Origin of the sequence: Nioella nitratireducens, from assembly GCF_001879715.1 — a bacterium.
Lineage (GTDB): Bacteria > Pseudomonadota > Alphaproteobacteria > Rhodobacterales > Rhodobacteraceae > Nioella > Nioella nitratireducens.
In genome coordinates, this window is record NZ_MNBW01000021.1 from 1 (window position 1) to 11170 (window position 11170).

Here is an 11170-nt window from a genome sequence, read left to right on the forward strand (position 1 = left end):
TGAGCGTCAGTCTCAACGCGCAAACAACCCAACAGAAACCTTAAAGGGGTTTTCTGCACTCAGCCCCACTCGACCCCAACTGGCGTCGATGGCCTGGGACCAGGTGACCGACAGCCGAAAGCCGCCGCAACACGCGGTATCGGAACAGGACCGTACGCTTCATGCCGGCGACATGGGCCTCGCCTTGAGGGACCCATCGGACCATCTCGGTCCAATCACAGAAGAGCTCCGAACCCTCGCCCGCTATCGCACGGAGATGCCGGATGATGAGTTTGGAGCGGCCGTCCAGGATGAAATCAACCACCTTCGTTCGCTCGGTGCCTCGCGCGCCTATATCAGCGAGCGCAGCCTCATTATCGAGGATCAGGCGCGACAGGACTACGCCGAGCGCCGGTATCTGGAAGAGACCGCTCCAACCGTCATGGCCTTTGTGCAAAATGCTGATGCCGGGGTTCCGGTCCCCGAGGCGGAACAGCAGGACATCGTACGTGAGGTCAACGAGCGACTAAGCCCCGACGCAATTGACGCGCTGCGATCCGGCAATGCGGAGGTTTTGGACAAGTTCACCGAAGATCCACTGCGCCAGCTCGAACTCGCCAAGACCTATCTTCAAAGCAGCGAGGTCACTGCGCATGGCCCGGCCATGGAGCGCGTTCTCGATGCATTGGCCGAAGAGCAGATCGAGGCGCAGCGCGCGCGCCACGCCGCGACCCATGGCGAGAAGGGGATCACCCATGGATAAAGGCAAGATTGCCCTCGGAGTGTTGAGCCTCGTGCTGGTCGGCCTCGCCATGGGCTATGTCGTGGCGACCGGCTTTGTCATGTTCCGGTACGGGCTCTCCCCCACGCGTTTCGACGTCACCCTGCTCGCCCGCGAATACCGGGGCCTGTCTCAGTCTGCGCCGAAGGACTTCCACTGGGTGAACCTCATCCTTGGCGGCTTCGGCCTGGCATCGCTGATGCTGAGCGTCACGCTCCTGGGGGATGCCTTGACCCGCTTCGGGACGACGCATTGGCAGACCCGCGGTGAGATGAAGAGGAACGGTTTCTTTGCCAAGCCCGGTGGCGGCTTCCTTCTGGGCAAGCTCGGATCCCCGAAGTCCAAGCGCCCGTTCCTTGTCTCAAAAACCTTCCCCCACGCACTGATCGTGGCGCCCACGGGCCGCGGCAAGGGCGTGGGGTTCGTGATCCCGAACCTGCTCACCTATAAAGGTTCGGCCGTGGTGCTCGACGTGAAGGGCGAGAACTTCCGCGAAACCTCACGCTTTCGCGCCAGCATGGGCGACAAGGTGTTCCGGTTCGCGCCGACCGACTGGGACCGCCCGACGCATCGCTACAATCCGCTGGCGCGCATCGCGGACATGACCAACCCTGACCGGCAGCAGATGGAGCTGAAGCTCACCGCCAAGCTCTTTCTGCAAACCGACAACGAAAAGCTGAGCGGGCTTCTGGCCGGGGGTATCGACCTCTTCGTGGCGGCCGGTCTTCTGGCCTTCGAGCGCGGGGTGCCGACCATCGGCGAAATCTACCGCATCACCGCTTCGGGGGGTGACAAGCAGAAGGAATACCTCAAGCGCGCGCAGGAGGTGAAGAACAGGTCGGCCAAGTTGATCTTCGAGCGCATGGCCTCGACCAACAATGACACCCTGACCTCCTATCTCTCGCTCCTCATGACGTCGGGTCTCGACACCTGGGACAACCGTGCGATCGACGCGGCCACCGCGACCTCGGACTTCTCCTTCCGGGACATTCGGCGCCGCCCGCATGCGATCTATCTCGTGGTCGAATCCGAGATGATCCGCCCTCTGGCTCCGCTGATCCGGCTGTTCTTCTCGGACCTGATCGCTTCGCTGCAGGCGCAGGAGCCCGGGGATGACGAGCCTTGGCCCGTGATGATCATGCTCGACGAATTCGACCGGCTCGGGAAAATGCCGATCGTCGCCGAGAGCATCAAGACGCTGCGCTCCTTCGGCGGCAACCTCGCCATCGTCACCCAGACGATCCCCGCGCTGGACGAGATCTATGGTGAGAACACCCGCAGGTCGCTTCAAGGCGGCGCCGGTGTGAAGCTCTATCTGACCCCGTCGGAGCAGAAGACGATCGAGGAGCTGAGCCAAGCTGTCGGCAAGACCACCAAGCGCGTGGTGACCCGCTCCCGCGCTGTCGGGCGCAATCCGTTCGAAGGGCGCAGCGTCTCCGAGCGAACCGAGGATACCCCACTCCTGACCGAGGATCAGGCCCGGCGTATGGACCTCGACGAGGTAATCCTTGTGATCGACGCGCAGATGCCGATCCGCGCGCGGCGGATTAAGTACTTCGAGGACCCGGTGTTGAAAGTGCTGCATGCTGGTCAGGTGGGGAGCTTCCCATACCCTGACGAAGACGGGCTAAGGCGGGATCGGCAGATGTCAGAGACCCGTGAGACGGTGGAGAAGCTGAAGCAGGAACTGCAGGACGTGCGCGCGGCAAATGTAGCTCAGGGAACCGGTTCAAATGCGCCGAAGTCGGGGACTGACGCATCGAAGTCCGAACCTGTCAGCTCAGCAAAGGCGCGAGGCCGCGCGGCGCGCGCTGCTGCGAGTGGCGGTGGCCAAGGCCAACTGGCGCTCGATATCGAAGGGCTAGGGATTGAGGGTGCAGACAAGACAATGTTGGCCTCGGCCGTTCAAACAACGAGAGCAATCATTGCCGAACATGGCTGAGCGATGACCTTCTCAAGCTGGGCGTTTCTGTCGTGTTGCTTGCCAAATTGACCGTAATCTGCACGCGGGAGCGGTCTACTGCTTGGGATTTATCTGAAATTCGGCCCAATCCTCCAGCACTGGAACAATGGGCTGACCAAGATCGCATCCTGCTCTCATCACAGACATCGGAGAGAGCGACTGTGAGGTCGAATCGCCTCCGTCACTCAATGCAATGCTCCCTTCTCAGTTGCAGACCCCCGAAAGCCACGATTCATCGACACTTTCAACGCGTCAATGTGTTGTTTCACCTCGCGCGATTGCAATGTGGTGAGCGCGATGATGGTCGCCCGTTGCCATCAGACCAAAAAAACCTAGTGCCTGGATTTGGTTAGTGCTTCTGCCGGCCGGATCCGCAACTGTCCATAATAGGGCTTCCGCGCCGAATTCCACATTCGATGTCCACCCGGACTCGTCTGCGAGAACCGGTCCGTGAGCCGGGACCATGCGCATGGCGGCATCTCCGGCAGATCCTGTCAGCGACACGCGCATCGCCAGCCCATCGGGCCTAGGCTCTGTCTCGACCTCGGCACCCAAGACAAGTGCGTTCATATCGACAAGGTGCGCGCGCAGGGCGTCGAGGTTCGCCTGATCCCAATCGGTGCTGGGGTCCGCCCTGAGAATATTGACGATCTCGGCGATGGCGGCGAATGCATCCTGGCCGGGTTCGCCTGGGATGGTGCCGCTTCCGGTATTCTCCATATGGGCGCTGTGATCCATCTCCTGGGCTAAGGCCGGATCAAAAGACAACATCGCGATAGCCAACGCGGTGATTGTTGCTTTGGTGATGATCATCGTGCGCAGCTCCGTGTCGGTTTCCGAAATAATACGTAGCAAGCAGCGTACCGCATGAATATGATCACGATCATGTTAAAGCCGGATTTCTTCAGGGCCATTGAAGCGGTGTGTCCCGCGACAGCTACGAACACGATCTTGCTTATGGTCGGAGAACCACTGTTTCGGCAGGGCGATCCATCGCCCGGTCTTTCAGTCGTTCTGGGAGGCCACGTCGAACTCGTCCGGTGGACGTTATCGGGTAGGGCCGTCAGAATCCACGCGGCAGAGGCTGGCGAAACTTTCGCCGAAGCATCGCTCTTCGCCCCGGCTTGCCATTGCGACGCAATTGCCATTGCTCCGACCCGACTTACGACGATCAGGAAAGAAGACGTGCTTTCGGCGCTCGCAGACAATCCCGACCTGGCGACAGGGCTCCTTCATCATCTCGCGGGAAACCTGATGCAAGCGAGGCGTCTACTGGAGCTTCGAGCGACGTCGCCACTGACCGATGCCGTGCTGGCGAGGCTGTCCGAGCTGGTCGATGTGGCGGGGCGGCTGCCCGAAGACCTGCCGCTACAGTCGCTCGCCGCGGACGCGGGCGTCACGGCGCCCGCACTCTATCGGGCGCTTGCAGCGCTGGAACGAGATGGCTTGATCGAGAGGCCCGCGCGTGGGCGCGTTCGACTGGTGTGAAGTATTTGTTCTCGCCGTCATTAACCTTCCAGTGTGGGTTGAAGAGGCTCCGGAGTGGTTCCTGGTCTACACCTCTAACAAGTATGTCCCGATCTGAGACGACGTTTGCACACTGCCTCACATGGCCGCACTCCAGCCTCTCGCAGCGGCATGATCACGGAAGGGAGCGAACGCCCTGAAAGCACGCCGAACAGGCGCCGCTCACAGGGGATTCAAGTGCGGAAAAGCATCGATCCTCAAAATCGCGGATTTAATCTCTTGTCCCATGGCACGTGCCATCGACGTTTAGCCGTTAGGCATGGAGACTGCCTATCATGCAAAAATACTTCGCCATTGAGATGTCGGCTGTGCGTTTCGTACGGAACACACTGATCTTCAGCCTGATCGCCCTGGTGCCGCCGCTGATGGCCTTCGTCGCCTTGACTCCGGGTTTCGGTGCGATGTTGGCTGGCGGTGGGCCTCCGCTTGGCAGATTCATGCGGCAGGTCATTACCAACGGTCTGCCGGTCGTCTTTGTCGTAAACTACGTGAGTTTCTTCTTGTTTGCGTGGATCGTCGCCAAGCCGGGCCAGCGTTACGGGATAAAGCTTGTGCTACTCGTCGATATGCCGGTCCGCGTCATCGGCTTCATCGCACTGCATGCCGTGATTTATGTCCTGTCGGCCGACTGGTTCGGGTCCTTTGGAGGAAGCCGCGCGACGGCGCTTCGGGTCGTGGCGCCGACACTGGCTCGTTCTTTCCTCTTCGAGAACATCTCCGGTGTCTATCTTTATGCGACTATGGTGAGCGCGCTACCGTTCTATGTCACAGCCATCGAAAACTCGGACAGCCTCGGCGGGTTGGCACAGAGACTTCCAGGACGGTTGGGATATGTGCTTTTCGCGGTGGTGATGTTCGCCTTCTCCGTTATGGCACTAACGACATTCGCAGCCTTGCTTCGCGCTTTCCAGGCACAACTCGGTGCAATGTCGTGACCTCGCAGGCCGTCGTTGCCGGGACGGTGTCCGGTTCGATTAATTCGCCGTGGCATCCGCCGGTCCGCTGTCCTCCCGCCGAAATCAGTGGTCATGCGCGGCCTGCTGGGGTGCCAGCCACCGAGACAAATAGATCCGCTCGAATATGAAGACGGCGGTGATGCCACCAACTGCATAGAGCACGATGAGCGGATCGCTCCGAAGTTTCATCGCGGTGAAGGCCGCCAGCACGACGGAATCGAACGCCAGAGCCAAAAGCAGCACGCAGCCTGAGGCACCGACCTCCTCGCGTCGGTAGCGGAAAACGCCCCAGTGCACGGCCATGTCCATGACAAGATAGAAAAAGGCACCGAGCGAAGCGATCCGGCCGAGGTCGAAGAACACAGCAAGCGTCGAAGCGATGACAATTGTGTAAACGAGCATATGCCGTTGGATCGGTCCCGGCATGCCGAAATGGCTGTGAGGGACCATCTTCATATCTGTCAACATCGCCAGCATGCGCGATACGGCGAACACACTGGCCAGCACGCCAGAAGCCGTGGCCACCGCCGCCAGGATTACGGTCAGAAAGAAACCGGTTTGCCCCAGGGAGGGTTCGGCGGCCTCGGCCAGCGAATAGTCCCGCGCTGCGACGATCTCGTCGATGGTCAGGCTCGAGCCGACACCGAAGGCAACCAACAGATAGACAGCCACGCAGATTGCGATGGATATCACAATGGCCCGGCCCACGTTGCGGTTCGGGTCGGTGATCTCGGAACCGCTGTTCGTGATCGTGGTGAAGCCCTTGAAGGCCAATATCGCGAACGCCACCGATGCGATGAAGCCCATCACACCATAGGACTGCGTGTCGCTCGTTGCAGACGAAAACTGGAAGCCGCTCGACCAGATCGCGGCGATGCCGAACAACCCGATGCCGCCGATCTTGATCGCCGCCATGATCAGCGAGAACACCCCGACCGACCGGTTGCCGGCGATGTTTACCAGGAAGGCGAAGACAATGACGCCCACGGCGAGGGTTGGCACCAGCGGACCACCGGTTATGTCGAAGGGGCGCAGGACGTAGGTTGCGAAAGTCCGGGCCACAAGGCTTTCGGCAATCACCATGCTGAGGGCCATTAGCAGGGCGGCTCCCGCCGCGACCGCGCCGGGGCCATAGCATTTCTGCAGGATCATCGCGATCCCGCCCGAGGACGGCCATTTGTTCGACATCCGTATGTAGCTATAGGCGCTGAAGCCGGTCACGATTGCGCCAGCGATGAAGGCAAGCGGGAAGAGCGGCCCGGCAAGCTGCGCGATCTGCCCGGTCAGTGCGAAGATGCCCGCGCCGATCATAACACCGGTTCCCATGGCGACGGCGCCGCCCAATGTGATCGACCCTTCGCGGTAGGTGTCGCTTCTATCCTTGTCTTGCATGCTTTGCTGCCTCTTCGTTTTCGACTTCGTCCAACACTGGCACGGTGTGCCACCTGAAATCACAATGGTCGTGGCCCCCGGCAATCGTCTTCGGCCGCACCAGCTGCCCGCCCCATTTCTCGGCCACCGGAAAATCGAGGGCGCACCACGTTGCCGCGCAGAGCGCTGAGGCATCATGGCCCGCAAAGAACTCGGCCACCGGGCATTTCGTACAGTCGAACGCAACGACGCCTGCGCCCGCCTCGACGTCGCGCCAACCATAGGCTGGCGGTCCAAAGGGGAAATGGCGGAACAGGTCCGTCGCGATGCGCAATCGCTTGGCCGGATCGGTGGTGATGGCGCGGGCGAACTCGAACGGGGGATCGGCCATGCGATTGTAGATGTCCCAGCCGATCGCATGGATGACCTCATGGCTCTGCGCCTCTGACCGCCCTCGTGCGATCAGGGTTCGATGCAACGCAAGCGTCAGCGCGGCAAGATGCGTGGTCAGGATCGCGCCGGCGTTCGGCTCCAGCGGAAAGCCGCGTTCAAGCAGATCGTAGGCCACCCAGGTCTCCGAGAGGATCGCGTCAGTCTCCTCGCCCAGATGGCGCAGGGCGAAATGACTGAAAAGTATCGTCAGCGCGGCGCGGCCGATGCTCTCATCCGATGAGGTGATGGCCGCCAGTATCCCGCGCCCCATCCCGCGGGTTGCGAAACGGTCCCAGGTCTCGTCAATCGCGTCAGCAGGTGGCATGGCACCTGTCAGCAGAAGCTCGGGAAGCACCTGCGTGATACGCCCCAGCGGATCGCTGGCCGCCAGACGCGTGGCGACCTCGCGCGCGATGAAGGGCCGCGACAAGTCGTCGAACCGCGCCTCGGGCGCCAGCACGAACAGCAACGCCTCGGCGGTGGTCAGCGCCTTGGCATGGAGCATGAGCGAGGCAGGAAAGACGAACCCGGCGCGGTAGCCCGCGCGCATCATCGCAAGATAGGTTCGCGCAAGGCTGGCCTCGCGTGAGGGCGCCGCGTAGAATTCCGCCGCAAGCTCCTCGAACCTTTGCCGGAACAGCGCGTGATCGGCGCCCGCCAGGGCTTCGGTCTGGGCGCTGAAATGGTGATAGGCGCGCCGGGTCTGCCGCTGTGCGACGGCCATCCAGTACAGCACGAAGCGGTCGCGCTGCGCCGCATCTAACTCGCCATACATGCCGAAATCGAGCAGCGTGACACTGCCGTCGGTATGAAAGACGATATTGCCGGGATGCAGGTCGGCGTGAAACAACCCGTCCGACACGAACATCTTCAGCAGCATCGACACCAGCGCCTCCACCAGTACGGATCGGGTTTGTTCAGGAAGGGTGGCCGAGGCCTCGGACAGGCGCATGCCGTCGACCCAATCCATGGTCAGCACGCGGGCCGTCGTATGGTCGGGATACGTCCTTGGAATTCGGACACGATCCTGCCCTGCGAGATTCTCGCGAAACCGCTCCATCACAGCCGCTTCGGCGCGAAAATCAAGTTCGGCCAGGGAGTAGCGCCGAAACTCCAAGAGGAACGCCGACAAATTCGTGCGCCGAAGACGGCGCGGCAGCACCATACGCGCGATCCGCAGCCCGAGGTCGAACGCGTCGAGATCGCGGTGGAACAGCGGCCCCAGCCCCGGTCGATGCACCTTGACCGCGACCGCCGTGCCATCCGCCAGACTTGCCTTGTGCACTTGGGCCAGCGACGCGGCAGCGACGGGTTTGACCTCGAAGCTGGCAAAGGCTGTTTCCAGCGGCGCAGCCAGTTCACCCTCGACGATGCGCCGCACCGTGGCGAAGTCAACCTCGGGCGCACGCTCCTGCAATTCCGCCAGCCGCGCGACGTAGCTTTCGGGCAGAATGTCGGGGCGGGTGCTGAGGATCTGGCCCAGTTTGACGAAGACCGGCCCCAGAGCGAGCAGGTTTCGGGCGAACCTGTCCGGTGCACCAGTGTCGCCGCTGGCCGGATCATATCGCCTGAGGGTCCAAATGTCTTTCGACAAGACGACGACAATCCGGGCCAGCCGCAGGAAGTTCTTGGTGCGGTTCACGGTCTTCCTCGTTTGACCCCTGTCGACCAGGTTTCGACTGCCATGCTCGGCAGGAGACGGCGGAGATCGTCCAACGCCATGGCGAATGTCAGGTGGTCGATGATGGTCGACACGCCGGGTATCGGGCTGTCCGCCGGGGGCAATGCGCGGATCGTGGAAAGGATCATTGCCGCCGTCACCTCGGCCTGATCGCCGGCTGCGACATGACGCGAGGCAGCAACGCTGCCGTCAGCCTCTTGCACCTCGACGGCTATGCGGGTCCGGGCTTGACCCAGTTCCGGCAGCCGCCTCAATACTCGCGTCACGCTGCGTTTGCGCCGCGACAGCACCGGACCGAGACCAAGCCGCAAGAGCAGGCCGACAGCGCGCGTCACGAAAGGAGGATCGATCGCCACGAAAGTACGGACCAGGACCGGGGGCCCGCTGGCCGAACAATCCGCGACGCCATCCACAGGGAAGCCGATCCCAAGCGCGGGGCGCGTCCGCCCGCCCCGCTCGAAAGCAAATGAGCGACGGAGGTCTCCCGGCCTGACCGTGGTGTTTTCGGGACCGGAAAGCCGATACGGGCGGCCGAAGGCGCAAATGGACCATTCCGTCGCGGCCGTTCCATAGTGGCGGCCCATGCCGAGTTCCAACCCGATGTCCACCGCAACAGCCTCTTTTTCGCGGACAAGTTCTGCCGCCATCAAGGTGCTCAAGCCGGGCGCGGCCCCGACGCAGAGGACGAGCGTGCCCGGACCACCGACCTCCACCACGTCGCGTCTCAGTGCCTGTAGGTAGTCCGGCGACGCCGAGGTCTCGAGGAAGCTTCCGCCGCTACGAACCACTTCGACTGCGATCGATGGCGGCGTCGCTTCGGTCAGGTTTATCACCGTTGCGCCAAGGGGCAGTTTTCTGGCGGCGCCCCTACCGGCGATGTCGAGCCGGAGCGCCTCGACACGATCACCTGACCCAACACCGCTGCGAGAAACCAGCAGTATGCGGGCTGCCGTCTGATCGACCAGCAACCGAACCAGCCGTCCGCCGACATCGCCCGTGCCTCCGATCAGCACGACGGTTCCTTGCACTGGTGGCTGGTCGGGGCGTCTTGCCATCATTCGATCCCGTTGGCGCGCTGCAACGCGCGGATGTAGCTGACGATCAGACCAACCGTTTCCACCTCGATCCCTTCGACGGGCGGCATGTCACCGAAGTTCCAGTGATGCGACCGAACGCCTGCCGTCGCTGCCCGTTGGAACGCCCCATCCCCATGATGACCAGGTTCGTATATGGAATGGATCAGCGGCGGACCATTGCCGGTCCCGCCAGCTCCGTTTTCACCATGACACGATGCGCAGTTTTGCTCGAACGCGATCTGGCCAAAATATGATGGTGCGCTCAGGGTTTCCGGCACGATGATGGTATCGGGATCGGGTGCGGGCGCCCCGGCGGCGTCGCCATGCATCTGGGTGTTGACCCTTGGTCGGTCGGCTTCCACCTCATCGGACTGGACCAACAGGCCAGTTGCCAATCCGAATGCGAGCAGGGAGGCAATCGCCATTGTCTTTCGGGGCATTGTTGCGGAGTTTCCGCGCTTCTTGGTTTTTGTCATATTCCCGTCCGTTATCTGTTTGCACTTATCAAGTTCGACCACCGGTGCGGAATGAAAGCGGGAGCATCTGCGGCGTAGCGATCCCAGTCATCCCCGAAGCGCGACCGGCTGTCGGCCTCCTCGGCGTGGGCGAGACGTGCGTACATCCAGACCAACACCGGGAACATCGCAAGCGTCAGCAGTGTCGGCCATTGCACGAGAAAGCCCGCCATGATCAGCACGAAGCCCACATATTGCGGGTGGCGAATGCGTGAATAGGGCCCGGTCGTTGCCAGTACGCCGCGTCGCTGCGCCGACCAGAGATGGTGCCAGGCCACCGAGATCAGCCAGAACCCGCCGCCGATCAGTGCCAAGCTCAGGAAATGGAATGGACCGAAATGCGGATTTGCGCGCCATCCGATCATCATCTCGGGGAGATGCCCACTGTCATGCGCGAACCAGTCGACATCCGGCCAGGTTGACTGGAGCCAGCCGGACAGGAAGAAGATGGTTAGGGGAAACCCGTACATCTCGGTAAAAAGGGCCACGATGAAGGCGCTGAACGCCCCGAAACTGCGCCAGTCCCGCGACGTCTGCGGCTTGAAGAAGCTGAAGGCGAAGATAATGAAGACGGCCGAGTTGATGAAGACCAGCAGCCAAAGGCCATAGGCAGTTCCGGGATCGGTCATGTCCTGTCTCCTCCTCCGCCATGTCCGCCGTGGCCCCCATGCATGAAGAAGTGCATGCCCACGCAAAGCAGTAGCGGCAACCACAGGAGCCAGTTGCTGCCGAGGATGTGGACCCGGTGCTCGTAGCCCAACAGGAGGCCGCCAACGACCAGCGCAACGATCAGGTAAATGCCAGCGCGCGACCGCCAGAAGGAAGGGGTCGGGGAAGATTCCTGCAATTGGTCGCGATCGGCATGTGCAGGTTCAGGGTGCTTGTTCAT

The 11170-nt window shown here is 61.9% G+C and carries 10 protein-coding genes and 1 pseudogene; 4 read left to right on the forward strand and 7 right to left on the reverse strand.

Going from position 1 to position 11170, the window contains the following annotated elements; translation table 11 throughout:
- Together BKY27_RS16585 and BKY27_RS16590 are read left to right on the forward strand one after the other, a co-directional pair.
- Nucleotides 1–742 (forward strand): annotated as a pseudogene (locus BKY27_RS16585) (relaxase/mobilization nuclease domain-containing protein); the annotation flags it as partial.
- Complete coding sequence (locus BKY27_RS16590) at nt 735–2702, forward strand: type IV secretory system conjugative DNA transfer family protein (protein ID WP_071675608.1); 1968 nt, start codon at nt 735–737, stop codon at nt 2700–2702. The pseudogene BKY27_RS16585 and the gene BKY27_RS16590, both read left to right, overlap by 8 nt.
- 273 nt (nt 2703–2975) lie before the next feature.
- Here BKY27_RS16590 and BKY27_RS16595 read toward each other — a convergent pair whose 3' ends face one another.
- Nucleotides 2976–3536, reverse strand: a complete 561-nt coding sequence (locus BKY27_RS16595) for a hypothetical protein (RefSeq protein WP_071675646.1) — start codon at nt 3534–3536, stop codon at nt 2976–2978.
- Between the two features lie 54 nt (nt 3537–3590).
- Here BKY27_RS16595 and BKY27_RS16600 point away from each other — a divergent pair, with 54 nt between their 5' ends.
- Together BKY27_RS16600 and BKY27_RS16605 are read left to right on the forward strand one after the other, a co-directional pair.
- Nucleotides 3591–4211: a Crp/Fnr family transcriptional regulator gene (locus BKY27_RS16600; RefSeq protein ID WP_071675609.1), complete on the forward strand. Its 621-nt coding sequence runs from the start codon at nt 3591–3593 to the stop codon at nt 4209–4211.
- Between the two features lie 314 nt (nt 4212–4525).
- A complete protein-coding gene (locus tag BKY27_RS16605) occupies nt 4526–5185 on the forward strand; it encodes a hypothetical protein (protein ID WP_071675610.1) in 660 nt (219 codons plus the stop codon).
- 84 nt (nt 5186–5269) lie between these two features.
- On the opposite strand, the gene BKY27_RS16610 is transcribed toward BKY27_RS16605, so the two are convergent.
- Genes BKY27_RS16610 through BKY27_RS16635 form a run of 6 tightly spaced genes read right to left on the reverse strand, consistent with a single transcriptional unit; the run spans nt 5270 to nt 11170 of the window.
- Complete coding sequence (locus BKY27_RS16610) at nt 5270–6598, reverse strand: APC family permease (protein WP_071675611.1); 1329 nt, start codon at nt 6596–6598, stop codon at nt 5270–5272.
- Nucleotides 6582–8651 carry an AarF/UbiB family protein gene (locus BKY27_RS16615; protein WP_071675612.1) on the reverse strand — a complete coding sequence of 690 codons (2070 nt, stop codon included), beginning with the start codon at nt 8649–8651 and terminating at the stop codon, nt 6582–6584. Before BKY27_RS16615 ends, BKY27_RS16610 begins: the two co-directional genes overlap by 17 nt.
- Nucleotides 8648–9718 (reverse strand): KR domain-containing protein, encoded by a 1071-nt coding sequence (locus BKY27_RS16620; RefSeq protein WP_146636278.1) that lies wholly within the window; start codon nt 9716–9718, stop codon nt 8648–8650. The genes BKY27_RS16615 and BKY27_RS16620 overlap by 4 nt, the downstream gene beginning before the upstream one ends.
- A gap of 26 nt (nt 9719–9744) precedes the next feature.
- Nucleotides 9745–10206, reverse strand: a complete 462-nt coding sequence (locus BKY27_RS16625; protein WP_233491870.1) for a c-type cytochrome — start codon at nt 10204–10206, stop codon at nt 9745–9747.
- Between the two features lie 47 nt (nt 10207–10253).
- The gene (locus BKY27_RS16630) at nt 10254–10910 is read right to left on the reverse strand and encodes a methyltransferase family protein (RefSeq protein WP_071675615.1); all 657 of its coding nucleotides are present in this window, start codon (nt 10908–10910) and stop codon (nt 10254–10256) included.
- On the reverse strand, nt 10907–11170 hold the full coding sequence (locus BKY27_RS16635) for a DUF2933 domain-containing protein (RefSeq protein ID WP_071675616.1): 264 nt from the start codon (nt 11168–11170) through the stop codon (nt 10907–10909). The genes BKY27_RS16630 and BKY27_RS16635 overlap by 4 nt, the downstream gene beginning before the upstream one ends.

Coding starts and splice junctions, on each gene's coding strand:
- BKY27_RS16635 (WP_071675616.1), bottom strand. CDS start 11,170: ATGAACAAGCACCCTGAACCTGCACATGCCGATCGCGACCAATTGCAG.
- BKY27_RS16625 (WP_233491870.1), bottom strand. CDS start 10,206: ATGCCCCGAAAGACAATGGCGATTGCCTCCCTGCTCGCATTCGGATTG.
- BKY27_RS16595 (WP_071675646.1), bottom strand. CDS start 3,536: ATGATCATCACCAAAGCAACAATCACCGCGTTGGCTATCGCGATGTTG.
- BKY27_RS16590 (WP_071675608.1), top strand. CDS start 735: ATGGATAAAGGCAAGATTGCCCTCGGAGTGTTGAGCCTCGTGCTGGTC.
- BKY27_RS16605 (WP_071675610.1), top strand. CDS start 4,526: ATGCAAAAATACTTCGCCATTGAGATGTCGGCTGTGCGTTTCGTACGG.
- BKY27_RS16630 (WP_071675615.1), bottom strand. CDS start 10,910: ATGACCGATCCCGGAACTGCCTATGGCCTTTGGCTGCTGGTCTTCATC.
- BKY27_RS16600 (WP_071675609.1), top strand. CDS start 3,591: ATGAATATGATCACGATCATGTTAAAGCCGGATTTCTTCAGGGCCATT.
- BKY27_RS16610 (WP_071675611.1), bottom strand. CDS start 6,598: ATGCAAGACAAGGATAGAAGCGACACCTACCGCGAAGGGTCGATCACA.